Raw genomic sequence first — 24,687 nt, 5'->3', positions numbered from 1 at the left:
TATGACTGTTGAGAAGACGATAATGATAAGGAATAAACAAGGCCTGCACGCCAGGCCGGCCGCGCTATTTGTGCAGATCGCCAACAAATTCAACTGCGACATTACCATATCCAAAGGAAAGCAGAAGGTTAACGGGAAGTCCATAATGGGGATAATGATGCTCGAGGCCGGCGCCGGGGTCAAAGTATTGATAGCGGCGGACGGCGAGGACGCCGAGCGGGCGATCGCGGAACTCGAGAAGTTATTGTTAAGCGACGATATTGAGGATTTTGTCATATAGCGTCCAGGATGAGGGAATATTATGAATAAGAAGAAAGAGACAGCGCTGAAAGGAATACCGGCTTCGCCGGGTATAACCATAGGCAAGGCGTTCCTTTTCGGAAGAGAGCAGTATACTATCTCCAGGCGTAATATAAAAGATGAGCACATACCTTCGGAGATAAAGCGTTTCAAGGACGCTCTCATCCAGACCAAGAACGAAATAATCGATATAAAGAAACGCATTTCCGAGGAGATGGGCGTAGAGCACGCGCAGATATTCAGCGCGCACCTCCTGGTAATAGACGACAGCATGTTGATAGAAGAGGTGGTGTCGAGGCTTAAGAGGGAGAAGCTTTCGATCGAATACGTCTTCCAGGACGTCCTGAAGAGATATATCAAGGTATTCTCGGAGATGGATGACGAATATCTAAAGGAACGTATAAGCGATATAAACGACGTCGGTAGGAGGATCCTGAAAAATCTGATAGGAGCGAAAGAGGACATACTGTCAAACTTGAAAGAGAAGGTCGTGGTCGTAGCGTACGACCTTTCGCCGTCCGATACCGCCACAATGCATAAGAAGAATGTCACCGCTTTTGCGACAGATATAGGCGGCAGGACATCTCATACGGCCATCATGGCGAAATCTTTGGAGATACCCGCTGTTGTAGGCCTGGAGACCCTGACCAAGAAGGTCGAGAACGGCGACGAAGTGATAATAGACGGCACCCATGGTTTTGTCATAATAAATCCGTCTGCTAAAACGCTGAAAAAATATGAGCAGGATAAGGAACGGTTCGCGGTCATTGAAAAACACCTGCTCGAGCTCAAGAACCAGCCCTCCATTACTCTCGACGGCAAGAGCATACAGCTGTCGGCAAACATAGAGGTGCCGGAGGATGTGGCCTCTGTCATAGCGCACGGGGCCACCGGCATAGGCCTGTACAGGACGGAATATTTCTATATGAACAGGAAGGACCTTCCTACCGAAGAGGAGCAGTTCAAGGCGTATTCATCCGTCGCGAAGAAGATGAAGCCGAATTCTGTCATAATCAGGACGCTGGACCTGGGAGGCGATAAGTTCCTTTCTCAACTCGATGTCCCGCAGCAGATGAACCCTTTTCTTGGATGGCGCGCTATAAGATTCTGTCTCGCGAGGCCTGATATATTTAAGGCGCAGCTCAGGGCAATCCTGAGGGCTTCGGCATTCGGAAAACTTAAAGTTATGTACCCTATGATATCCGGCGTAGAAGAGCTGAGGCAGGCGAACACCCTCCTGGAAGAGGCTAAGAAGGATCTTAAAAAAGAGGCCGTCGAATTCGATGAGGATATAGAGGTAGGCGCTATGATCGAAGTCCCTTCCGCGGCGCTTACCAGCGATATACTCGCCAGGGAGATAGACTTCTTTTCGATAGGTACGAACGACCTTATACAGTATTCGCTTGCTGTCGACAGGGTGAACGAAAAGATAGCGTATCTATACGAGCCGGCCCACCCTGCCGTGTTGAGGCTTATAAAGAACGTGATAGAGAACGGCCATAACGCGGGCGTGTGGGTTGGTATGTGCGGAGAGATGGCCGGCGATATAGTAATGACCATAGTGCTTCTTGGGCTGGGCCTTGACGAATTCAGCACCTCGCCTATAGCCATCCCGGAGATAAAACGTATTATAAGGTCCGTGACTATCAGACAGGCGAAAGAGATAGCTCAGGAGGCTATGACCCTTTCCACGGGGAAAGAGGTGGAGAGGTTCGCTAAGAAAAAATTGAAAGAGATTGTTCCGGACCTGGCGATCGAAGTGGAATAGCAGAATGAACTTAGACGATCCGAAAAATATTACGAGATATGACAGGGCAGGTATGCTGGAGACGATCGAGCTGTTGCCTCAGCAGTGCCTTGTCGCCAGTAGTATAGGATCTAAGATCGACCTGCCGCGGCGTTTCAAATCCGGATATAAGAATATAGTATGCGCGGGTATGGGCGGTTCAGCCATCGGCGCGGATATCGCAAGATCATATCTCTTCGATAAGGCGAGGGCCCCTCTGTTTGTTAACAGGAACTATACCGTGCCCGGTTTTGTGGGCAGAGGATCTTTGATTATAGCCTCAAGCTATTCAGGGAATACCGAAGAGACGATAAGCTCGTATAAAGACGCCAAGGCTAAAAAGGCCGATATCATAGTCATAACTTCCGGCGGGAAACTAAAGAAGATGGCCGAAGCCGACGGTTTTCCCGCGGTCATCATACCCGGAGGGCTGCCGCCCCGCTGCGCTATAGGCTATTCGTTCTTTCCTCTCCTTATCCTATTGTCTAAAATAGGATTTGCGGGAAGCCAGGAAAAGGATATCTCTGAGACGATAAAGGTCTTAAGCCGCCTGAAGGAGAGATTGGGCCATGCCGTTCCTGAGAGCGTTAACCCGGCAAAGAAGATCGCCGGGAAATTATACCTTAAATACCCTGTGATCTATGCCGGCCAGGAACATATAGACTGCGCGGCTACCAGATGGAGAGGCGAGCTTGCGGAAAATTCCAAAACCGTTTCATCCGTCCATACTTTTCCCGAGATGTGCCATAATGAGATCGTCGGCTGGGCAAATCCGGAACGTATACTGAAAAGTTTTGCTGTCATTTTATTAAGAGATAAGGGGGATAGTCCCCGCATAGGATTAAGGATGGATATCGTCAAGAGGATGCTGAAGACGGAAGGCATCGAAGCGACGGAAGTCCATTCTTCCGGTGACGGATTATTGGCGAGGATATTTTCGCTCATATATATGGGCGATTTTGCAAGTTTCTATCTTGCCATAATGAACAGGACAGACCCGACACCTGTAGACAGGATAACGTATCTTAAAAAAGAATTGTCAAAGAAAGGGTAAAAGGCAAAAGTAAAAAGGGAAAAGTTATGAAAGTTGTTATTCTGGCTGCCGGTTACGCTATCAGACTTCATCCGATGACCCTGAATACTTCGAAGTCGCTCTTGAGCGTCGGCGGGAAAAAGATGATCGACAGGATATTGGATAAGATCGCGGCAATGAAGAACGCCGCGAGTTCGATATGTATAGTTACGAATGATAAGTTCTACGGCAGCTTCAACGGCTGGCTTATGACGTCGTTCCACAGGAAAAAGACCGAATTATTAAACGACGGGACTACGGCCAACGAGAATAGACTAGGTGCCGTGCAGGACCTCGAATTTGCCATTAAGTCAAAGAAGATAGACGATGATCTCCTGGTGATAGCGGGCGACAACCTGTTCGATTTTGACCTTGATAGATTTATCGAATTCGCCAAAGGGAGGGCAGACGGCGTTTCAGTAGCTCTGCATGACATAAAGAAGTTTGAGTCGGCCAGGAGCTTCGGCGTTGTCGAGATAGACGTTGACGAAAAGGTGGTCGACTTCGAAGAGAAACCTGAGAAACCGAAATCTACCCTGATATCGTGCGGAATATATTATTTTCCTAAAGAAAAATTGTCCTTGATAGAAGAATATGTAAAACAGCAGAATAAGCTTGACGCCCCCGGTTACTATATAAGCTGGATGAGCAAGGTCGACAGGGTTTACGGGTTTACATTTCTTGAAGATTGGTACGATATAGGGAATATCGAATCTTATGAGAAAGCGGACAGGGAATACAGGAAAAAGGAGAGCGCCGAAAGATAGTTTGTATCGAAAAGCATGGGCTTTTTAAATGTATCTTTCGGCATTAAATTCGGCCCAACGTTTGAGCAATCCGGACAACTTATGTTCGCTATCGCTCCATAAGTTGAGGCCTCATTTAAAAAGGAGAAGGGAAGATGACGAAGAATAAATATCTGTTCACATCGGAAAGCGTAACGGAAGGCCATCCCGACAAGGTATGTGACCAGGTTTCCGACAGCGTCCTTGACGAGGTATTGAAACAGGATCCGGCAGGCAGGGTCGCATGCGAGACTTATGTTACCATGGGCCTTATAATAGTAGGCGGGGAGATAACGACAACGGCATATGTGGATATACATAAACTGTGTCGAAGCCTGCTGAAGGATATAGGCTACACACATCCTAAATACGGGTTCGATCATCACACATGCGCCATATTGAACGCCATACATACGCAGTCGCCGGACATTGCCATGGGAGTAGACAAAGGCGGGGCCGGAGACCAGGGCATGATGATGGGATATGCCTGCAAGGAGACGCCGGAACTTATGCCGCTGCCGATAATGCTCGCTCATAAACTTTGCCGGAAACTGGCTGAGGTGAGAAAGAGCAACGAGCTGAAATATCTCGGACCCGACGGAAAATCGCAGGTCACGGTGGAATATCACGACGGCAAACCGGTTAAGGTGAATTCAGTCGTCCTCGCGAGCCAGCATACCGAAGACGTTGTTGATAAGAAGACCGACATGCTCTCAAAGAAGGCAAGGGAAGAGATAATCGAAAAGGTGGCGCTTCCGGTCCTGAAAAATTACATCGATAAGGAGACGGAATTCTTTATTAACCAGACCGGTAAATTCGTGATCGGCGGGCCGCAGTCGGATACCGGTATGACCGGCCGCAAGATCATAGTCGACACATACGGCGGTACCGTGTCCCACGGCGGCGGGGCTTTTTCAGGAAAAGACCCCACAAAGGTCGACCGTTCCGGCGCATACATGGGAAGGTATATAGCCAAGAACATAGTCGCCGCAGGCATCGCCGATAAGCTCTTTATACAGCTTGCTTATGTCATCGGACGCGCCGAACCGGTATCCATGATGATCAATACATACGTGACCGGAAAGATAAGCGATGAGAAGATCGAGAAGGTGATAAGGGAGCATTTCGAGCTTACGCCTCAGGGAATAATAGCCACTTTGAAGTTGCGGGAATCCGACGGCACAAGGTACAGGAAGACGGCCGCTTACGGACATTTCGGCAGGACCGAAGAAGGGTTTACCTGGGAAAAGACGGATGTGGCGAAGGATTTAAAGAAGTATGTTAAGTAGTCGTAAGTCGTAAGTTGTAAGTCGTAAGCGAATTGTTGATAGCTTGCGACTTAAAACTTAAAACTTACAACTTATAACTAACGCGGAGATATACCATGCAATATGATGTCAAAGATCTAAAACTCGCTGGAAAGGGTAAATTGCGCATAGAGTGGGCGAACGAGTATATGCGCGTCCTGCAGCTCGTCCGGAAACATTTCAGGAAAGAAAGGCCGCTTGCAGGGTTGAAGGTATCGTGCTGCCTCCACGTAACGACAGAGACGGCTAATCTCGCCCTTACCTTAAAAGAAGGGGGGGCGCTTGTGTCCGTATGCGCTTCTAACCCGTTGAGTACGCAGGATGACGTCGCCGCCTCGATGGTGAAGGACATGAAGATAAGCACCTTCGCCATAAAGGGGGAGGACAACAAAAAATACTACAGTCACATAAACAGCGTCCTCGAAACCTCGCCGAACATAACCATGGACGACGGCGCGGACCTCGTTTCGACTGTCCACAAATCTAAGGGCTCGCTGGCCAAAAATATGCTGGGCGGGACCGAAGAGACGACGACCGGCGTTATACGTTTAAGGAGCATGGAGAAGAGGAATCTCCTTCTTTACCCTATAATCGCCGTGAACGACGCGGATACAAAACACCTGTTCGACAACCGTTACGGGACCGGCCAGTCTACCATCGACGGCATAATACGCTCGACCAACGTCCTTATGGCTGGATCGAATTTCGCGGTATGCGGCTATGGCTGGTGCGGAAGAGGCGTTGCGATGCGCGCAAGAGGCATGGGCGCCAATGTGACGATAATCGAAGTCGATCCGTTAAAGGCTCTCGAGGCTGTCATGGAAGGATTTAATGTGATGCCTCTTAGAGAGGCCTGCAAAAAGATGGATGTATTCGTTACGCTGACCGGCGATATAAACGTCATAAGGAAAGAGCATTTTGAGCTTATGAAAGACGGCGCGATAGTCGCCAATTCCGGCCATTTTAACGTTGAGATAGACATACCGGCCCTGGAAAAGATCGCTAAGGGAAAACGCAAGGTCAGGGAATTTGTCGATGAATACACCTTGAAGGACGGCAGGCGCGTAAACCTGCTGGGCGAAGGCAGGCTCATCAATCTCGCCGCCGCTGAGGGCCATCCTGCCAGCGTAATGGACATGAGCTTCGCGAACCAGGCGTTGGCCTGCGAATATTTAGCCAAGAATTACAAAAAACTCGGCAAAAAGGTATATAAAGTCCCGGATTTCATAGACAAGAACATCGCGAAACTTAAACTTGAGTCTCTCGGCATAAAGATAGATACTCTTACCGAGGAGCAGGAGAAATATCTGGATAGCTGGGAGATGGGGACATAAAGGGTAAAATTCGAAGCTCGAAATCCGAAATTCGAAACAAATCCGAATGTTCGAAAATTCTAATGATAAGAAGTGATGTTTTGGAAATCAGGATTTAGAATTTGTTTCGGATTTCGATATTCGTATTTCGAATTTAACTTAAGAGAGGAGATTGACTTAAAATGGGACGAAGACCGCTAGATATGGACAAGTTGGCGCTGGATCTTGCGCTGACGGAAAATATTGATGATAAGAAAAAAATCGCAAAGAAGATCGCGGGGCTGGCTTACAAAGGCGGGGTATACCCGTCGAGCATAAATGAGTTCTACATGGCGCGCGGTAAGGGAGAATTTCCCGCGGCTTTCACGGTGCCCGCGATAAACCTGAGGACGCTTACCTATGATCTGGCAAAGGCGATATTCAGGGTGGCTAAGCGCAATAATGCCGGACCTTTTATATTTGAAATAGCAAAATCGGAAATGGGATATACAAACCAGCCTGCGGTTGAATATACCGCCGTATGTCTGGCCGCGGCCATGAAAGAAGGATGGAAGGGCCCCATATTCATCCAGGGAGACCATTTTCAGGTAAGCCACAAGAATTACGAGAAGGATCCTGAAAAGGAGCTGGAGAGCATAAAAGCCCTGATAATCCAGGCGATGGAAGGCGGTTTTTACAATATCGATATAGACTCGTCCACCCTTGTTGATCTATCTAAAAGCTCTATTAAAAAACAGCAGGAGCTCAACTACGAAGTCTGCGCCAAGCTTACTAACTTTATCCGGCAGAACCAGCCGCGCGGTATAGAGGTATCTGTCGGCGGGGAGATAGGGGAGGTCGGCAGCAAAAATTCGACCCCCGAGGATCTGCGCGCATTTATGGAAGGTTATAAAGAGAGGCTTCGCAAGGGCAGATGTGGTATATCGAAGATAAGCATACAGACCGGCACGTCGCATGGCGGGGTCGTTTTGCCTGACGGCACGATAGCCAAGGTTAAACTGGATTTTGACACCCTGAAGAACCTGTCCAAGATAGCGCGCGAAGAATACGCCCTCGCCGGGGCCGTCCAGCACGGAGCCTCGACCCTTCCCGCTGAGGCGTTCGGAAAATTCCCCGAGGTCGGGACCGCGGAGGTGCATCTCGCGACAGAGTTCCAGAACATGGTGTATGAATCCGGCCATTTCCCGAAAGAACTGAAGGATAGGATATACGACTGGATAAGGAAGAACATGGCCGGAGAAAAGAAGGCCGACCAGACCGACGAGCAGTTCATATACAGTTCCAGGAAGAAAGCTCTCGGCGCTTTTAAGAAGGATATTCTTGGCCTTCCAGCCGACACGCGGGACGCGATCGCGAAAGAGGTAGAGGCGAAGTTCGAGTTCCTTTTTGAAAAATTGAACGTCGGGAACACAAAAGATATCGTATTAAAACATACGACATTAAGAAGGGTCATATCCAGGAAGAGTAAGATGCCCGAAGGTAAAGTAGAGATAAGCCACGAAGGCGCGGACTAACTTCTCTTATTTATCAGATATATTCCGAGGATAGTGAATACGACGTTGCCGGACCATGCCGCAACTACAGGAGGCAGAAACCCCGCTTTTCCGAACGCGAGGCTTATGGCGATAAAGGCGTAGTAGAGGAGGCCTATCGCTATGCTCATGCCCATGCCTATCAAAACGCCGCCGCGGGTAGTTATCAAAGCGAACGGCGCCCCTATCAGTATGATTATAAGGCTTATGAGAGAAAAAGCTACCTTGTAATGCAGGTCTACCTGCAGGCTCTTAATCAGCCTTGTTCCAGTGCCCTCAAAATTTTTTATGTAATTCTTTAACTCCCTGTGACTCATGTAATCGGCGCGCCATTCCCGGTTAGCGAAATCGGAGGGCTTCTCTTTAAGGGCGATTATCCTCTCATCGAAGAATAAGGGTTCCTGCAGTATCCTGCCCGAATTATCTATCTTCCACATTATGACCTTTTTGAACTTCCATCCGTCCTCTGTCCATGTGCCGCTTTGGGCAGTGATCTTGGACACGAGATTCTCGGCCTTGTCGTGCTGGTGTATTATTATATCCCCCAGGGTCTTTTTTTCGGTATCGTAGTTCCGCGCAAAAATTATCTTATTCCCGGAACCGTATATCGCGACGTTCTCCACTATCTTCTGAGCGCTCTGTTTGCGCTTTTCTTTCTCGAGCTCATAACGCCTGATATCGGCGGCCTTCCTGGATGTGGGCGGTATTACCCTGTCGTTGACTATGAATATGACTGACGCGACGATCGTTCCTATTATCAGTATGGGGGCCATTATTCGCCACAGGCTTATGCCGCTCGATTTCATAGCGGTCACCTCGTTATGCTTATTGAGGTTGCTTAGTATATATATGGTTGAGAGGAGTATCGCCATCGGCGTTACCTGTATGAATATTGTAGGCGAATAGTATAGATAAAAATTGAAGATCGACATCGCCGGTATCTTGAACTTAACAATATCGTCGATAAACGAGAATATATCTATTATGACGGCCATTATAAGGAATACAAATGTGCACCATATAAAAGGCCCCACGAAACCCTTGACTATATATTTATCTATTATCTTCATGTATGGAGTTATGTCCGACTTAGCTATTAAGCGATTAAGTAATTAAGTGATTAAGTTGATGTCAATTTCCAACGCCCCGCGCCAGTGTAAGACAACGCACCTCTTTGGCGCCGGCATCCCGGAGCGCCCTGGAGCATTCGCTCAGGGTCGCCCCCGTTGTCATCACGTCGTCTATCAATAATACAGCAAGGCCATAGATGTCTGCCTCAGCCCTGACCGCGAATGCGCCTTTCAGGTTGGACAGCCTTTCGTCCCTGGACAGCTCATTCTGGTGTCTTGTAGATACGCGCTTTTCCAATGTATCGGCAAACGGAATCCCGGCCCTTTCGGATATATTGAAAGCCAGTATCCTGGACTGATTGAAGCCTCTCTCCCTTAAACGGTTATTTTGCAGCGGAACGCAGGTTATAATGTCTATATCTTTAACTATATCGCCGTTATCTTCAATAAAGTCAGCCGTATGTTTTGACAATATGCGGGATAACCGTATCTTGCCATTATATTTGAATTTATGGATAAGTTCTTTAAGTACGCCTTCATAAAGGTACGCCGAATACGCCCTGTCGAAAAACGGGGCCGATCTTTTGCATTCGGCGCACAGACATGAACTTTTTTCCACGGGGCGGCCGCAAATGCGGCAGAACGGCGCTGGATTCTTTCGTATGCGGCTAACGCAGTCGTCGCAGACGCCGTATTTGTTCAACGCTTCGAGATCCTTCCCGCAGGCGTAACACCGCATAGGATACAGCAGATTCATGAAATTTTTTGCTATAGTGACTATAGCCTGTGTCATACGGGATATCATAGCACGCTTAAAGCGGCCTTGTCAATTGAGCGGTATTTGAAATAAAAAAACCACCCTCCTGAATAAAATCAGGAAGATGGTTTATTATTCTCACCCGGTTATAACTTCACTACGTTTGCAGCTTGTTCGCCTTTGGGGCCCTGCACGATATCTAACTCGACATCCTGGCCTTCCTCCAAAGACTTATAGCCTTCACCCTGAATCGAAGTGTGATGCACGAATACATCATTTCCGTTTTCAGGAGTAATAAACCCATAACCTTTCTCGTTTGAGAACCATTTTACTTTTCCTTTAACCATTGATCTTGTTGCCTCCTTTCGCTGAAAATTGCAGCAAATACGGGATAATGATCATCCGCCATAAAGCGTTGGCGGATTATTCGCCTATGACAGCGACAGCGAATAAAAAAACCGCAAGGTCGGTCAATCCAGCCTTACGGTCCAAGATCTCCTATCCTTCTTAACTGCAGTAATAATATACCACGGCACTCCTGTTATGTCAACAGAAATTTTGAAATTTGAAATTTTTCGCCCATCCCCAGTCTGCCGCGTGCTTCCGGACACTAGCCCATGTAGGATTAAATTTTTCGGGTCCTGCCGCGGCTGAGACTTTTTCTTTTAAAGGGCTCGTATGGGTTTACAATCTCCCTATTTCTTTATACTATGCGGGGTAGATAACGGTCTAACTTGACTCTCAGTCATTAGATATCGGTATATTCTATGCGCGTATCTATGTATCCCGAACCACAGTCATTAACATTCGGGCACCCCATCCGTTCCTGCCACCCGTAAGCATAAAGGCAGGAACGGGTTTACAATCCCGTGGTATATATAAGCGCGTATCTATATGCCCGAACTACACTTGCTGTATTCGGGACACCCCATCCATACTTCGCCCTTATCATAAAAAGTCTCAAGCCGCGTCACCCGAAAAATTTCCAGATAGAAACGTCCCGGAGTTACTGATGTCTGGGCAGCTATAAACCTAAGCCGACGTTATGATGAGCACATTGAAAATATTAGGTCTTTGTGATGGAGAAAAACGGTTATATATAACAATGTTTTGATATTAAAAGAGCCAAGGCTGTTCGCCTTCGCATTCCGTAGTATTACCATAGATTGCTTCGGCGAAATCCCTCCGAAGTACCGCCGCCAAAGGTGGCGGGACGAAGGAGGGTTCGAGGCCGGATCATCGTCCCGCCGAAGGCGGGACGCCGGCCGAGTTGCCGCAGGCTCCCGTTTTTCGACTGAACAAAGACCGACCCAAGTATTAGAGCGCTGGGGAATATTTTCAGTGCTCGAATAACGAGGCTTAGGTTAGAAGCAGGACCCATAAAATTTATTTGACGTGCAGATGAACGAAGCGAAAGGATTTCTTGTCCTCTTTTAACTTGACCTAAAGGAGATAATTATATAATATAGTGTCCATGACAAAAAATACCTGGAATAAGGCTGGGACGCAGAAGAGGGCCGGTATACTGGCGCCTCTTTTTTCGGTATATTCGAAGAACAGCATCGGCATCGGCGACTTCGATGATCTGAAACTCCTGATTGAATTCTGCCATAAGTCGGGCTGCTCTATACTTCAGTTGCTGCCGATGAACGAAACGGGATCGACCTTTTGCCCTTACGACGCGGTGAGCTCTTTTGCGCTTGAGCCGATGTACATATCTTTAGTCGCTCTCCCGGGGGCGAGCGACAAAACCATCCAAGCTAAAATAGAGGCTGCAAGAAAGGCCAATCCTTCCGGGCAAAAGCATGTCGATTATAAGATCAAAGATGAAAAGATAAAACTCCTGCGGCATATATATTCGGCGCAAGGGGCCGGAGACGCTAAAGATCTTAAAAAATTCTCGGATCATAACGCATATTGGCTTGACGATTTTGCCCTATTTAAGGTCCTGAAAGAGTTCCATAAGGGTAAGCCATGGTATGAATGGGAAGAGCGTTATAAAGAACATGATGGCCGCGAGCTTGCTATATTCGCAAAAAAACATGGAAAAGAGGTCGATTTCCAGAAGTGGTCTCAATGGGTCGCATATAGACAATTTGCCGAAGCCAGGTCATGCGCCGGCTCTAAGAACGTCCTGATGTGCGGCGACCTGCCCATACTGATATCGAGGGACAGCGCGGATGTCTGGTCCCACCCGGAATTTTTCAAGTTGGATTTTGCGGCAGGCGCGCCGCCGGATATGTATTGCGCCAAAGGGCAGAGGTGGGGGATGCCGACGTATGACTGGGACAAGATATCGGCGGACAGCTACACATATCTTAAAGAGAAACTCAAATTCGCGGAGAATTTTTACGATATATTGAGAGTGGACCATGTGGTCGGCCTTTTCCGTATATGGAGTATCCCGTATAACGATCCGCAGGAGAATGAGGGGCTTAATGGCGTATTTGATCCCTCCGATGAGCACCTGTGGAAGGAACACGGCGTATCTATCCTGTCGGTGATGTGCGGGAATACCAGGATGCTCCTATGCGCCGAAGACCTCGGCATGATACCCAAGGCATGCCCTGAAACGCTTAAAGAGTTCGCTATTCCCGGCAATGAAGTCCAGCGCTGGACGAAAGACTGGGTAAAGACGCATGATTTCCTTGATCCTGAAGAATATCGTGAGATGTCCGTAGCGATGTTGTCTACCCACGATACGACGAACTGGGCAGCGTGGTGGGAAAATGAGGCAGGAACCGTAGATCAACCGCTATTCATAAGAAAATCGCTCGACCGTAATATAGATTACTCAGCCGCGCAGGACAGGCTTTTCGATCCTGTCCGGTCCAAACACGGCAGGTTAAGATGGCTCGACAGTATAAGATCGGTAGATTTGTTAGTAGGGATTCTGGGCAAAAGGCCGGAAGAGTTAAGGGATTTTATAGAGATGTATGAGAACACGTATGAAGAGAAAGAGAAGTTATGGCAGCGCTTTAAGCTTAAAGGGTCAATGAAGGAAAAATCCAGCCCTGACACAATTGCCGCTGCCTTAAAGATAACACTTAGCTCCCGCTCGATCTTCTGCATTGAGCTTATTATGGATTATCTTAACATGGCTGGCCTGTATAAAGGGGATCTATACGCTTACAGGGTAAACCGTCCCGGGACCATATCCAAAGACAATTGGTCTCTTACGATCCCCTTATACTTGGAAGAGCTTTTAAAGCATGGTGTTTGTAAAGAGATAAAAGAGATGGTTTCGGTTTCAGGCAGGTGTTGATACATATTTTTCCCGCATATTTTTCTGTTTCAACTTGTAAGAAGATATAAATTGGTGTAAACTATATCCCATGAATAAACCTACCGTGTTTTTCGATTTCGATAATACTATCACCACAAAAGATGTGTTGGACGGCCTCATTGAACGGTATTCCAGCGATGACCGTTGGGTTGAGCTCGAGAAGAAGTGGAAGAATGGGGAGATCGGCTCAAGGGATTGCCTAAAGGGGCAGATGGAGGGCGTCAGGGTAACGAAAGAAGCCCTGGATGACTATATAGGCACCGTTGAGATCGATCCTTATTTTAACAAGCTGATCAAGTTCTTCGACTCAAAAAAGATCAGGACGATGATCGTAAGCGACAATTTTGATTATATCCTGAACGCTGTATTGCGCAAGAACGGCATAAAAGATGTGCCGGTTTATTCAAACAGGTTAAGGATGTCCAAAGACAGGCTGATACCGTCTTTCCCGCTGAATAATAAAAGGTGCGGTGATTGCGCCCATTGCAAAAAGACAACGCTGGTGAAAAAATTCAAAAAAGGCTCGGTTTCGGTTTATATAGGCGACGGGTTGTCCGATGTATGCGCGTCCAAAGAGGCGGATATCGTCTTCGCTAAAGGATACCTGATGAAGCATTTCAGCGAAGAGAAGCTGCCGCATGTTCCTTTCAAGAACCTGAAAGACATTTATGAATATTTTAAAAGGAGAATGCCATGACCAGGACATCAAAGACTAACGCCTTAATATCAGATAGGCGGATGACCGAGGGCGAGCTTCTGAAGATGGAGGCGAAATATTGCTCATGGGGGGATACGGTCCATTACGTCGACAAGCCCAACATATTCGCGCGCGCTCAGGGCAGCTATCTATATGACAGGGAGGGCGTCGAGTTCCTCGATCTACAGATGATCTACTCCGCGGTGAATTTCGGATACGGCAACGAACGTTTCAACCTCGCCCTCAGGGCGCAGATAGACCGCCTTCCTCAGCTCGCCTGCCAGTATCTCCATGAAGAGAAGATTCGTCTTGCGGCAAGCATAGGGGAGAGGATGGAGCGCGTATTTGAAGAGAAGGGCAGGGTCCATTTCAATGTGGGCGGCGCCCAGGCGCTTGAGGATTCCCTGAAGCTTGTCAGGCGCAGTTCCGGCAGATCCCTGATGTTCGCGTTCATGGGCGGATATCACGGCAGGACGCTCGGCGCGTCCGCCATCACATCCAGTTTCAGATATAGGGAGTATTACGGCCATTTCGGGGAAAGGGCTCTATTCATACCTTTCCCTTATTGTTTCAGGTGTTTCTACGGACAGAAGAGAGAGACGTGCAAGATGTACTGCCTGAAACAGTTCGAGAAATTGTTCGAATCAGAATATTACGGGGTAGTCGATAAGAAGACGCGCGTATGCGAATTTGCCGCGTTCTACGTTGAAGCGGTCCAGGGGACCGGCGGTTATACAATACCTCCGGCCGAATATTTCCCGGGGTTAAAGAAGGTGCTCGATGATTACAAGATTCTGATGGTCGACGATGAGATACAGATGGGCTTCTTCAGGACCGGGAAGTTTTGGGCAATTGAGAATTTCGACGTCACTCCGGATATAGTGGTATTCGGCAAGGCTCTTACCAACGGCATGAACCCGATATCCGGCATATGGGCCAAAGAGAAACTGATATCTCCTAAGGCTTTTCCTCCGGGGTCTACCCATTCTACGTTCTCTTCAAATCCGCAGGGCACTGCTTTAGGCTTAGAGGTGATGAGACTGCTGTCGGAGTCGGATTTTGCCGCAGAAGTGCCGAAGAAAGGCAAATATTTCGTGTCGCGCCTGAAGAGCCTGCAGAAGAAGTATCCGCAAGTTATTGGTGATGTAGACGGCCTGGGTATGGCGCTCAGGATAGAGATGTGCCAGAAGGACGGGTATACGCCTAATAAGGAGTTGACGGACGCGATAGAGCAGATAGGCCTGGGCGGGAGGCTGACTGCCGGCGGCAAGAGGCGCGGGCTAATATTGGACGTGGGCGGTTATTATAAGAACGTTTTTACGCTGGCGCCTTCGTTATATATTACGCAAAAAGAGATCGACCTTGGAGTGGATCTGTTCGAGGAAGCGCTGCAAAAAGCACTGAAGAAGGTTTAAGGCTATATATGCTCTCGACTATAGCGGATAAGATCGTTTCGATCACACCTCCGAGAGTCCTGAGTAATTTTATAAAGGCAGCGCCACGCCGTCTCGTTCACTGGAAGCGGGACGCGTCATTCAAGCATATCGTAAGGTACACCTACAGGAATTCGAGATTCTACAGAGAAAAGTTCGATTCCCTCAAGATTAACCCCCGCAAAATAAATAAGCCATCGGACCTGGGAGATTTCTACACGACTCCAATAGATATAATGGAAAGGGCCGAAGATTTCATTTGCGGCAAGCCGGAGGCCGTCTTCGAATCGTCCGGCACGACAGGCAGGAATAAGCGTATATATCTGACGCAGGCGGAGCTCGACCATATTGGCAGGTTCAACGCGGCCGGGTTCTTTTTATGGGGGCTGAAGCCGACAGACCGCCTCGTCAACGCGTTTGACTTTTGCATATGGATACCGGGCATGGTGACGCAGAAGGGGATCGAGAAGTCGCGCATCTTCGCGCTTGCGGCAGGCAAGGTCGACCCCATGGAGGTTTACAAGAGGATCCCCATCTACAATATAAATGTCGTCCTGGGTGAGCCTACGTGGCTTATCAAACTGACCGAGATAGCGGAGAAGGAAGGCGCTTACCCCCTGAAGCTCATTATAGGAGGCGCCGAAGAGATGCCTGACGCGGCAAGGCCCTGGATGGAGAAAGTATGGAAGGGAGCGAAGGTGAAGATGGTATACGCGTCCGTCGAATCCGGCGGGATAATAGGCGGAGAGGTGACGCCTGAGTGCGGCGGGTACCACATCGACGAGGATGATTTCATGGTTGAGATAGCCGAACCGGATAAAGACGGATACGGCGAGGTCACGTTTACGACTTTGGGGCGCGCTACGATGCCGCTTATCAGGTACAGGAACGGGGATATAAGCAGGATAATGGAAGAACCCTGTGCCTGCGGTATGCCGTACAGGAGGCTTGAGAAGATGCGCGGCAGGTCGGATGAGTTGATAGTGGCCTCCGGCGGCAATCTCTACCCGCTGATGTTTGAAGAGATACTAAAAGACATAGATGGCCTGACGAGCGACTGGCAGATAGTATTCAAGCTGCGCGGAATAAAAGAGATAATGGAATTTAATATCGAATTGAGGGATGGCTTTTTCAGGGAGGCGACGGAAGCCAGGATATTGGAAAATATAAAGAACCGTTACCCGGACTTATGGAAAAATTATTCTATAGCCATATTCGAAATAGCGTTTGCCTGCCACCCGCCGTCGACTCTAAGGGCCGGCAAGCATAAACTCCTTCGCATAATCGATGATCGTTATGCAAGGTGAAGGTCTGGAAAGCCCTCAGCTTATAGCGACCAGCAATATCCCGCCCATGACGAGTATGGTGCCTGTAAGCTTGAGGCGGTTCACTTTCTCCCCCAGGAAGATATGGGCGGCTACCAGGGTGAGCACATACTGCATGCTGTCAATAGGGAAGGCAAGGCTGAGGTCGGCCTGCGCCAGGACCAGGAACCATACGAGGAAGCCGACCGTTATAAAAGAAAAACCTATCCACGTAGCGGGCGCGGCCAGCACACTCTTGAGAAATTTTACATAGGATTTAATATCGCGCAGATTAGGCGTCTCTATGGAGTTTACGCTCTTCTTGTAGAATATCTGCCCTGCGACTCCCCAAAATTCCGCGAGCAATATCAGCATAACTATCTTCAACTTGATCATGTACCGCCGTCTTCTTTCGTGTGAGTGCTCCTGGATACGAAATGGATCCCGGCTATTATCAATACGATGCCGGCCCAACGCAGGGGGTTTATCGTCTCGTGGAGGAAGCATACCGCCAGGATAGGAACGAATATATAGCTTGTGCTCCCGACCGGAGAGGCTACGCTAAGGTCCACGCGGGATAATACGGTCAACCATAGCAATAAATTGACAAGGAATACCAGTATGCCGAGCCACACAAGGGGAGAAGAGAATACCTTTAAGAAGAATTCGGCCATGTTCTGGAACGTTACAGACGTAACGCCGGTATTAACAAGACCTTTTTTGAGGAAGAGCTGGGCAATGGACTCATTGATGTCCGTCATTACTATTAAAAGAAAGACCTTGAGCGTTACCTTACCCATCGATCGGGCCTCGTTTACGGATCCGGTATATCATATCATATGACTAAAAGCCTTGCCTTCCGTCAGATTTTATACTAAAATAAAAGATTATTCAAGATGTTTTCTTGTCCGCCTTCGCAATCAACGCTTAATCCATGGATAAAATACGTGAAAATATAAAAGACCTGTCTAAGGCTGAGCTTGCGGCCAGGTTAAAAAAAATGGCTGCGGAGCCTTACAGGGCTAACCAGATATTCAGGCATCTATATATAACGGGCGTGAAGTCTTTCGACGGGATGACCGATATGCCGGAAGCCTTGCGCAAGTGGCTGAAAGAGGAGTTCCGTATAACGCATCCCGCGATGGCGGACTCGAGACGTTCTTCGCTGGATGGCACTACAAAATATCTGCTGAAACTTGACGATGGAAACACGATAGAGACGGTGTTTTTACCGGACGGTAATAGGGCCACAGCCTGCCTGTCATCGCAAGTCGGCTGCAAATACGGCTGCAGTTTTTGCGCCAGCGCCGGCCTGGGTTTTATACGTAACCTTGCGCAATCGGAGATACTCGACGAAGTAATATTTTTGAGAGAGAAGAACCCCGATCCTCCGATCACGAATCTCGTATTCATGGGCATAGGCGAACCCATGGATAATTTTGATAATGTGATGAGCTCGATCAGGGTCTTTAACGACAAGGTCGCTTTCAACATAGGGGCAAGGAGGATGACCATATCGACCTGCGGGATAATCCCGGGGATAGAAAGGCTGAAGGGCGAGGGACTTCAAGTAGAGCTCTCAGTCTCCCTGCATTCAGCCGATGACAGTGTGAGGTCGAAGCTCGTGCCAGTTAATAAAAAATATCCGTTAAAAGACCTCATGAGGGCTTGCGTGGATTACATCGAAAAGACGGGCCGGGTCATCACGTTTGAATATGTTCTGATAAAAGACGTCAACAGCTCCGCGCAGGATGCCCTCAGCCTCGCAAAATTGTTAAAGGGAGTTAAGTGCAAGGTGAACACCATATCTCATAACCGGACGGCGGCGGGGATCGGCCAGCCTTCGGGCAGGGAAGCGAAAGATTTTGTCAATATATTGAAACAAAACGGCATAAATGCCACTCACCGCAAATCGAGAGGCGAAGATATAGACGCCGGATGCGGCCAACTCAGGATATCCACCCTGCACCTTCAAAGGAAGGATAAGCAGGGGGAAGAAGGTGCTTAGGTGAAAAAAAGCGACAGATTGAAGAGGATGGTGGCGTTTTACCTGTCGGTCGTCCTGTTTTTTGTGACGCTTCCTATATTATTATCGTATTCGCTGGGCTATCACATAGATTACAACGCGCTTAAAGTATATAAGACCGGTATACTTTATATTAATAGCCATCCTGCGGGCGCTTCCGTATATGTTAACGGCAAACTTCACCCGTCCCTTACCCCTACCCAGGTGGAAGAGCTGAAGCCCGGCAATTACCGTGTAGAGGTAAGGCGGGAAGATTTTTATCCGTGGGAAAGAGAGCTTGCGGTAAGGCCTAATATGGTGACCAAGGCGGACAGGATAGTCCTCTTCCCGGTCACGCAGGATGTAAAGAAGGTAGGTAACCGCGAGACATTCAATTTTGTCGCGTATGACAAGAACAATATCTATTATATGAACGGTAAAGGGCTCTTCAAATCGAGCATCGACGGGACCGTTTCAAGCAGGATATCCCGGTATTCAAACTGGCCGGACAGGATAATAGCAAAAAAATTCTCTCCTGACAGCGACAAATTCCTGTATTATACAGAAAGGGCTATTTCGGTCGTATACCTTGACCTGGACAAGACGCTCTACGGAAAGGGAAGCGACGCCGCGCGCGTCGAAGAGGTCATGACCACGACAGAACCGATCAGGGACGTCTTCTGGTATTCCGGCTCCGGATATATTATAGTGATCACCGAAAGCGATATAAAGGTGGTAGAACTCAGGGGCGGAGAGAAACGTAATATAATAACGCTTTATAAATTCAATAAAAGGCCCCAGGGACTTTTTTATGACAGAAGCGCCGACTCCCTTTATTTTACGGATATAAGCAAAGATTCAGGTAAGAGCCATCTTTACAGGCTTGACCTGCGGCAGACGTTTCTGGATTCCTTGAAGCAGTTCTTAATGAAAAAGGAAGATGAGACCCAGGATGAGAAACGATAAGTTTTATAAGCGCCTCTTCGAGATAATACCTGGTTTGTTGACATGGACGACGCTCATTACCCTGTTTGCGCTTGCTTTCGTAAGGCCTGTGTGGGTGGCCATCTTCGTCATCACGTTCGACCTGTACTGGGTCATAAGGGTATGTTATCTGACAACGCTACTGGTCTTCGCGTACCGCAGGATGGAAAAAGAGAAGAAGATAGACTGGATCGGCCAGTGCAATAACATACAGAAGGTGAACGGGATAGAATATAATAGTATTTATCAGGCAATCCTCTTTCCGGCATATAAAGAAGGGCCGGATATATTGACGGCGTCCATATCGGCGCTCGAGAAAGCAAATTATCCCAAAGAGAGGATGACCGTGGTATTGAGCATAGAGGAAAGGGCCGGCCAGGAGGTATGGGATAATGCCGTTTTGTTGAAGGATAAGTATAAAGACGTCTTTTTGGGATTCCTGGTAACAAGACACCCCGATAATATACCGGGCGAGGTTAAGGTCAAAGGCGCTAACGCGTCATGGGGCGCCAGGGCGCTTAAGGATTATCTGGACTCCAAAAATATAGGTTATGAGAATGTCATAATATCCTGTTTTGACGCCGATACGTGCGTGGAGAAAGAATATTTCGGATGCCTTACTTATCATTACCTTGTCAACCCCGACAGGACGCGTTCGAGCTACCAGCCGATACCGGTTTACAACAATAATATCTGGCATGCCCGGTCGATAGCGCGCATCCTTGAGCTCGGATCGAGTTTTATGCAGATGATAGAGACTATGAGGCTGGAGAAGTTCGTCACTTTTTCAAGCCACAGCATGAGCTTCAAGACATTGGTTGACGTCGGGTATTGGCCGGTCGATATGATATCCGATGATTCGGTGATTTACTGGAAGTGCTTCCTGTATTTTGACGGGGATTATTCCGTTATACCTCTATACGTGACGGTATCGATGGATGTGGCTACCGCGAAAGGCATAGTGCCTACCATAATAAAACAGTATAAACAAAAACGGCGCTGGGCATGGGGCGTCGAGAATTTCCCTTATGTGATGATGGGCTTTATGGATAACAAGAAGATACCCTTGATAAAGAAGATAAGGCGCGCGTTCAATATCCTCGAGAGCCACTATACGTGGGCGATATGGGCTATAATCATAACGTTCATAGCGCCGCTCCCGCTGATCTTCGGGGGCGGGCTTTTCAGGCAGACGGCGATTGGATATAACCTTCCCAGCGTCTCTGCCGCGCTCTTCAGAGTGTCGCTCTTTACGATCTTTGTCTGCATATTCATAACGATAAGGTTGCTGCCTCCCCGGCCTAAGGATGTGAAGCCCGAAAAGAGGCTCATCATGATAATCCAGTGGTTCTTCGCGCCGCTCTTCGTGGCCGTCCTCGGCTCGACTCCCGCGGTGGACGCGCAGACGCGCCTGATGCTGGGCAAGTATATGCAGTTCTACGTAACCGAGAAGACCCGCAAGAAATAATCCGCGTAAAATTTTTCTCCCAACCCCAGTCCGGCGTGAACTTTCGGGCGTTGCCTCCGCTCGCCGCAAATTTACATTAGGCATGTAAATTTGCTGTGGTAAAATTTCGATGGCCTCGTAACCCGGACTGAGGGCATGCTGTTGACAGGTTTGCGAGTCCTTGCTATATCGCCAATAGGTATCGAAATTTTACGACATTCGCTTCGGCAATCGCCCAAAAGTTCTGCCACCTGAGTGTGTAAAAAAATTTTCTTGCTACAGCAGGCTGGATAACCTAAGCCGACGTTATGATGAGCACATTGAAAATATTAGGTCTTTGTGAAGAAGAAAAACGGTTATATATAACAATGTTTTGATATTAAAAGAGCCAAGGCTGTTCGAGGCCGGATTATCGTCCCGCCGAAGGCGGGACGCCGGCCGAGTTGCCGCAGGCTCCCGTTTTTCGACTGAACAAAGACCGACCCCGTAGTTAGAGCGTAGGGGAAATATTTTCAGTGCTCACATAACTAAGCTTAGGTTAGAATAGTAGTAGCAGAAAATTTTTTTTAATCTTTTTTCTTGCAACAGAAATTGCGGCGTGATATAATTTTTTCGCGATCGATCAGAAAGGAGGGGTGAGATGATGGGTAAGTATCTAAGCGTGATTATCGGAGCCGTTGTCGCACTTCTTGGTCTGTTAGGGCTGGTCAGATGGTGGGGTTTGACGATGCTTGTCTTGAAAGGCATCGTTCCAGCCATAATGATATTCGCGGGAGCCATAGCCGTGATAGCCGGAGTGAGCGAGATGAAAGACGAACAGGCTTTTAAAAAAGAAGAAAAAAAATAAAGTTCACAATTATAATAATGAGCCCTTGGTATTTGTTAGATACGCGAGATATCGAACTAAAACCACGGGCTTTTATATTTTAATAATAAGAATTCATAAATAGATCATAAAATCTCGCCGGAGACAGGCCCCTACTAATAGTGTCATCACTCATGAAAAACACAATATATAGTATTCCCCTTGACTTATTACGTCATGTATGGTATATTCTAAGACCGGAAAGCGATATTCCGGTATTTTTTTATAATTTTATTCAAGAAACAGCGATCATTTTATAGGAGAATATAAGATGGAAGAGAAGAGCGGCGGAAAGGCGGCGTTGTCGGAAAGCGCCAGGAAGGTATTAGAGAAGAGGTACCTGAAAAGGGATGACGACGGTAAGGTCATAGAGACGCCCGAGGAGTTGTTCCACCGGGTAGCGTCGAACATAGCGACGGCCGATAAGTACTACGGAAAAACGGATGAGCAGGTCGCGCGCGCCGAGCGCGAATTTTTCGATATGATGGCTAACCTGGAATTCCTTCCGAATTCTCCCACGCTGATGAACGCGGGCAGGGATCTCCAGCAGTTATCGGCCTGTTTTGTCCTGTCCATAGATGACTCGATGGAGTCGATATTCGGGACGATCAAAGATACGGCCCTCATACATAAATCCGGCGGAGGCACCGGTTTTTCTTTTTCCAGGCTGCGCGCAAAAAATTCTCCGGTACGGTCAACGGGCGGCATATCAAGCGGTCCGGTATCTTTTATGAAGGTCTTCAATTCCGCGACCCAGGCGGTCAAGCAGGGCGGGACGCGCAGGGGCGCCAACATGGGCATCCTGAGGGTGGATCATCCGGATATAATCGAGTTCGTGACGTGTAAAGAGAGCGACAAGGAGATAACCAATTTTAATATCTCGGTGGCGATCACCGAGGATTTCATAAAGAGGGCCATAAAGGGTGAAGATTACGATCTCATCGATCCTCACACAAAGAAATGCGTGCAGAAATTGAACGCGAGGAAGGTGCTGGACCTGATAATAAGAATGGCATGGAAGAACGGTGAGCCGGGGATAGTCTTTATAGACAGGATCAACAGGGATAACCCGACGCCGAAGGCGGGTGAGATAGAATCGACCAATCCTTGCGGGGAACAGCCTCTTCTTCCGTATGAAAGCTGCAATCTGGGATCCATAAATTTAGCCAGGATGATATCCTCCGGCGAGATAGATTGGAAAAAGCTGGGAAATACCGTAATAAAGGCTGTCCACTTCCTTGACAATGTCATAGACATGAACTGCTATCCCCTGAAGAGGATAGAGGATACGACCAAATCGAATCGTAAGATCGGCCTCGGCGTAATGGGTTTCGCCGACATGCTCCTGATGTTAGGGGTGAGCTACGATTCGGAGAACGCTACACAGATGGCTGAAAAGATAATGAAGTTCATACTGGAGACTTCGCAGGCCGCTTCCCGGAACCTGGCCGCAGAGAGAGGGGCTTTCCAGAATTTCCGCGGAAGCATATACGATGTGCCGGGCGCGAGGCCGCTCAGGAACGCAACGCTTACGACTATAGCGCCGACAGGGACTTTATCTATCATTGCCAATTGTTCCAGCGGTATAGAGCCTGTATTCGCTATTTCCTACATAAGGAACATACTGGACAATACGAAATTCGTGGAAGTCCATCCTTATTTTGAAGAAGTAGCCGAAAAGAGGTCCTTCTATTCAACGGAACTTATGAATATTATCGCGGAAAAGGGAACTGTCAGGGGACTCGACCAGGTGCCGGAAGACGCCCAGAAGCTTTTTGTTACGGCTCATGACATAGAAGCCGTCTGGCATATAAAGATGCAGGCGGCTTTCCAGAAGTACACGAATAACGCGGTATCAAAGACAGTCAATCTTCCCACCGAAGCTACCACGGAGGACGTCTACTCTATATATATGCTGGCATATGAAACCGGCTGCAAAGGCGTGACTATTTACAGGGATAAATCCAGGGAAGAGCAGGTATTGAATATATCCGGATCAGCTGCGCCTGATATAAAAGCGCCTTCCGAAACGAAGATAGTGCCGCGGCCAAGGCCTAATGTCATAACCGGCACTACGACCAAGATAGCTACAGGATGCGGAAATCTCTATGTCACGATAAATGTAGATGAAAAGAGCCTGCCGTTTGAGCTCTTTACCTCCATGGGTAAGGCCGGCGGATGCGCGATGAGCCAACTCGAGGCTATCGGAAGGCTCGTTTCTCTGGCCTTCAGGAGCGGGATAGATACGAATTCCATCATCGAGCAGCTTCGCGGGATAAGGTGCCCGTCGCCCAGCTGGGAAAAAGGCGGCAGGATATTCTCCTGCAGCGACGCCATAGCGCGCGTTATAGAGAGAAGGATGCAGGATGAGAAGGCTAAAAAGGCGCCTGAGACCGATACTGCGGCGCCGCAAGCAGGCCAAAATAGCGCCCAGATAGCGTCCGAAGGGTCCGGAGGAGTGGCAAAGGCCCGCCTGCCCGAGGGGGCAATGTCAGGCGGGCAGGCCCGCCTGCCCGGTGGGGCGATTACAGGCGGGCAGGCCGTAAAATCCAAGACCGGTAATATAGTCGGCGTATGTCCGGACTGCGGAAGCGCCTTATGGCATGTCGAAGGGTGTATGATCTGCAAGTCCTGCGGTTATTCAAAGTGCGGATAAGATCCGCGCCCCGAACGGGAAAATTTTTCCTTCCACCCTTGCCAAAAACGGATTTTGTGGTAAACTTTTAATAATATATACCATAAGA

General features: G+C 48.3%; 21 protein-coding genes. 16 read left to right on the top strand and 5 right to left on the bottom strand.

Annotation, left to right across the window (positions count from 1 at the left end; translation table 11 throughout):
• Position 1: 1 nt before the first annotated feature.
• The 7 genes from WC592_00840 to WC592_00810 all read left to right on the top strand — a co-directional run bounded on the left by WC592_00840 (position 2) and on the right by WC592_00810 (position 8,077).
• Complete coding sequence (locus WC592_00840) at positions 2-280, top strand: HPr family phosphocarrier protein (protein ID MFA4981003.1); 279 nt, start codon at positions 2-4, stop codon at positions 278-280.
• A 21-nt stretch (positions 281-301) separates the two neighbouring features.
• A complete protein-coding gene (gene ptsP / locus WC592_00835) occupies positions 302-2,068 on the top strand; it encodes a phosphoenolpyruvate--protein phosphotransferase (GenBank protein ID MFA4981002.1) in 1,767 nt (588 codons plus the stop codon).
• Positions 2,069-2,072: 4 nt separating this feature from the next.
• Positions 2,073-3,140 (top strand): bifunctional phosphoglucose/phosphomannose isomerase, encoded by a 1,068-nt coding sequence (locus WC592_00830; GenBank protein MFA4981001.1) that lies wholly within the window; start codon positions 2,073-2,075, stop codon positions 3,138-3,140.
• Positions 3,141-3,166: 26 nt separating this feature from the next.
• Positions 3,167-3,925: a nucleotidyltransferase family protein gene (locus tag WC592_00825; GenBank protein ID MFA4981000.1), complete on the top strand. Its 759-nt coding sequence runs from the start codon at positions 3,167-3,169 to the stop codon at positions 3,923-3,925.
• A gap of 134 nt (positions 3,926-4,059) precedes the next feature.
• Positions 4,060-5,232, top strand: coding sequence for a methionine adenosyltransferase (gene metK / locus WC592_00820; protein ID MFA4980999.1), 1,173 nt, complete (start codon positions 4,060-4,062; stop codon positions 5,230-5,232).
• 95 nt (positions 5,233-5,327) lie between these two features.
• Positions 5,328-6,584: an adenosylhomocysteinase gene (gene ahcY / locus WC592_00815; GenBank protein ID MFA4980998.1), complete on the top strand. Its 1,257-nt coding sequence runs from the start codon at positions 5,328-5,330 to the stop codon at positions 6,582-6,584.
• Between the two features lie 161 nt (positions 6,585-6,745).
• Positions 6,746-8,077, top strand: coding sequence for a class II fructose-bisphosphate aldolase (locus WC592_00810; protein MFA4980997.1), 1,332 nt, complete (start codon positions 6,746-6,748; stop codon positions 8,075-8,077).
• On the opposite strand, the gene lptG is transcribed toward WC592_00810, so the two are convergent.
• From lptG to WC592_00795, 3 genes are all read right to left on the bottom strand, one after another.
• Positions 8,074-9,165: an LPS export ABC transporter permease LptG gene (gene lptG / locus WC592_00805; GenBank protein ID MFA4980996.1), complete on the bottom strand. Its 1,092-nt coding sequence runs from the start codon at positions 9,163-9,165 to the stop codon at positions 8,074-8,076. The genes WC592_00810 and lptG overlap by 4 nt on opposite strands.
• A 61-nt stretch (positions 9,166-9,226) precedes the next feature.
• Entirely contained in the window at positions 9,227-9,958 is a 732-nt protein-coding gene (locus WC592_00800) for a ComF family protein (GenBank protein MFA4980995.1), read from the bottom strand.
• A 110-nt stretch (positions 9,959-10,068) separates the two neighbouring features.
• Positions 10,069-10,269: a cold shock domain-containing protein gene (locus WC592_00795; GenBank protein ID MFA4980994.1), complete on the bottom strand. Its 201-nt coding sequence runs from the start codon at positions 10,267-10,269 to the stop codon at positions 10,069-10,071.
• Positions 10,270-11,396: 1,127 nt separating this feature from the next.
• Between WC592_00795 and malQ the strand changes: the two genes are divergently transcribed.
• The 4 genes from malQ (at position 11,397) to WC592_00775 (ending at position 16,645) form a co-directional block, all read left to right on the top strand.
• Positions 11,397-13,187, top strand: a complete 1,791-nt coding sequence (gene malQ / locus WC592_00790) for a 4-alpha-glucanotransferase (GenBank protein MFA4980993.1) — start codon at positions 11,397-11,399, stop codon at positions 13,185-13,187.
• A 70-nt stretch (positions 13,188-13,257) separates the two neighbouring features.
• Positions 13,258-13,905: an MtnX-like HAD-IB family phosphatase gene (locus WC592_00785; GenBank protein ID MFA4980992.1), complete on the top strand. Its 648-nt coding sequence runs from the start codon at positions 13,258-13,260 to the stop codon at positions 13,903-13,905.
• 41 nt (positions 13,906-13,946) lie between these two features.
• Positions 13,947-15,320 carry an aminotransferase class III-fold pyridoxal phosphate-dependent enzyme gene (locus WC592_00780; GenBank protein ID MFA4980991.1) on the top strand — a complete coding sequence of 458 codons (1,374 nt, stop codon included), beginning with the start codon at positions 13,947-13,949 and terminating at the stop codon, positions 15,318-15,320.
• 8 nt (positions 15,321-15,328) lie between these two features.
• Positions 15,329-16,645, top strand: coding sequence for a hypothetical protein (locus WC592_00775; protein ID MFA4980990.1), 1,317 nt, complete (start codon positions 15,329-15,331; stop codon positions 16,643-16,645).
• Between the two features lie 15 nt (positions 16,646-16,660).
• Here the strand turns inward: WC592_00775 and WC592_00770 are convergent, their stop codons facing one another.
• A complete protein-coding gene (locus tag WC592_00770) occupies positions 16,661-17,038 on the bottom strand; it encodes an EamA family transporter (protein ID MFA4980989.1) in 378 nt (125 codons plus the stop codon).
• Positions 17,035-17,442 carry an EamA family transporter gene (locus WC592_00765; GenBank protein ID MFA4980988.1) on the bottom strand — a complete coding sequence of 136 codons (408 nt, stop codon included), beginning with the start codon at positions 17,440-17,442 and terminating at the stop codon, positions 17,035-17,037. Before WC592_00765 ends, WC592_00770 begins: the two co-directional genes overlap by 4 nt.
• Positions 17,443-17,576: 134 nt before the next feature.
• Between WC592_00765 and rlmN the strand changes: the two genes are divergently transcribed.
• The 5 genes from rlmN to WC592_00740 all read left to right on the top strand — a co-directional run bounded on the left by rlmN (position 17,577) and on the right by WC592_00740 (position 24,599).
• Positions 17,577-18,650: a 23S rRNA (adenine(2503)-C(2))-methyltransferase RlmN gene (gene rlmN / locus WC592_00760; protein MFA4980987.1), complete on the top strand. Its 1,074-nt coding sequence runs from the start codon at positions 17,577-17,579 to the stop codon at positions 18,648-18,650.
• A complete protein-coding gene (locus tag WC592_00755; protein MFA4980986.1) occupies positions 18,651-19,613 on the top strand; it encodes a PEGA domain-containing protein in 963 nt (320 codons plus the stop codon).
• A complete protein-coding gene (locus WC592_00750) occupies positions 19,600-21,099 on the top strand; it encodes a glycosyltransferase family 2 protein (GenBank protein ID MFA4980985.1) in 1,500 nt (499 codons plus the stop codon). Before WC592_00755 ends, WC592_00750 begins: the two co-directional genes overlap by 14 nt.
• Positions 21,100-21,718: 619 nt before the next feature.
• Positions 21,719-21,925, top strand: coding sequence for a hypothetical protein (locus WC592_00745; protein ID MFA4980984.1), 207 nt, complete (start codon positions 21,719-21,721; stop codon positions 21,923-21,925).
• Between the two features lie 289 nt (positions 21,926-22,214).
• A complete protein-coding gene (locus tag WC592_00740) occupies positions 22,215-24,599 on the top strand; it encodes a vitamin B12-dependent ribonucleotide reductase (GenBank protein MFA4980983.1) in 2,385 nt (794 codons plus the stop codon).
• The last annotated feature ends 88 nt before the right edge of the window (positions 24,600-24,687 follow it).

The organism is Candidatus Omnitrophota bacterium (assembly GCA_041648975.1).
GTDB lineage: Bacteria > Omnitrophota > Gorgyraeia > 2-01-FULL-45-10 > 2-01-FULL-45-10 > JAQUSE01.
The sequence above is the reverse complement of the archived record's forward strand: the minus strand, read 5'-3'. Positions and strand labels throughout refer to the sequence as shown.

What these genes read in the sequence shown, in the direction of transcription:
- WC592_00840 (MFA4981003.1), top strand. Translation starts at nt 2, where the DNA reads ATGACTGTTGAGAAGACGATAATGATAAGGAATAAACAAGGCCTGCAC.
- ptsP (MFA4981002.1), top strand. Translation starts at nt 302, where the DNA reads ATGAATAAGAAGAAAGAGACAGCGCTGAAAGGAATACCGGCTTCGCCG.
- WC592_00830 (MFA4981001.1), top strand. Translation starts at nt 2,073, where the DNA reads ATGAACTTAGACGATCCGAAAAATATTACGAGATATGACAGGGCAGGT.
- WC592_00825 (MFA4981000.1), top strand. Translation starts at nt 3,167, where the DNA reads ATGAAAGTTGTTATTCTGGCTGCCGGTTACGCTATCAGACTTCATCCG.
- metK (MFA4980999.1), top strand. Translation starts at nt 4,060, where the DNA reads ATGACGAAGAATAAATATCTGTTCACATCGGAAAGCGTAACGGAAGGC.
- ahcY (MFA4980998.1), top strand. Translation starts at nt 5,328, where the DNA reads ATGCAATATGATGTCAAAGATCTAAAACTCGCTGGAAAGGGTAAATTG.
- WC592_00810 (MFA4980997.1), top strand. Translation starts at nt 6,746, where the DNA reads ATGGGACGAAGACCGCTAGATATGGACAAGTTGGCGCTGGATCTTGCG.
- lptG (MFA4980996.1), bottom strand. Translation starts at nt 9,165, where the DNA reads ATGAAGATAATAGATAAATATATAGTCAAGGGTTTCGTGGGGCCTTTT.
- WC592_00800 (MFA4980995.1), bottom strand. Translation starts at nt 9,958, where the DNA reads ATGACACAGGCTATAGTCACTATAGCAAAAAATTTCATGAATCTGCTG.
- WC592_00795 (MFA4980994.1), bottom strand. Translation starts at nt 10,269, where the DNA reads ATGGTTAAAGGAAAAGTAAAATGGTTCTCAAACGAGAAAGGTTATGGG.
- malQ (MFA4980993.1), top strand. Translation starts at nt 11,397, where the DNA reads ATGACAAAAAATACCTGGAATAAGGCTGGGACGCAGAAGAGGGCCGGT.
- WC592_00785 (MFA4980992.1), top strand. Translation starts at nt 13,258, where the DNA reads ATGAATAAACCTACCGTGTTTTTCGATTTCGATAATACTATCACCACA.
- WC592_00780 (MFA4980991.1), top strand. Translation starts at nt 13,947, where the DNA reads ATGACCGAGGGCGAGCTTCTGAAGATGGAGGCGAAATATTGCTCATGG.
- WC592_00775 (MFA4980990.1), top strand. Translation starts at nt 15,329, where the DNA reads ATGCTCTCGACTATAGCGGATAAGATCGTTTCGATCACACCTCCGAGA.
- WC592_00770 (MFA4980989.1), bottom strand. Translation starts at nt 17,038, where the DNA reads ATGATCAAGTTGAAGATAGTTATGCTGATATTGCTCGCGGAATTTTGG.
- WC592_00765 (MFA4980988.1), bottom strand. Translation starts at nt 17,442, where the DNA reads ATGGGTAAGGTAACGCTCAAGGTCTTTCTTTTAATAGTAATGACGGAC.
- rlmN (MFA4980987.1), top strand. Translation starts at nt 17,577, where the DNA reads ATGGATAAAATACGTGAAAATATAAAAGACCTGTCTAAGGCTGAGCTT.
- WC592_00750 (MFA4980985.1), top strand. Translation starts at nt 19,600, where the DNA reads ATGAGAAACGATAAGTTTTATAAGCGCCTCTTCGAGATAATACCTGGT.
- WC592_00745 (MFA4980984.1), top strand. Translation starts at nt 21,719, where the DNA reads ATGATGGGTAAGTATCTAAGCGTGATTATCGGAGCCGTTGTCGCACTT.
- WC592_00740 (MFA4980983.1), top strand. Translation starts at nt 22,215, where the DNA reads ATGGAAGAGAAGAGCGGCGGAAAGGCGGCGTTGTCGGAAAGCGCCAGG.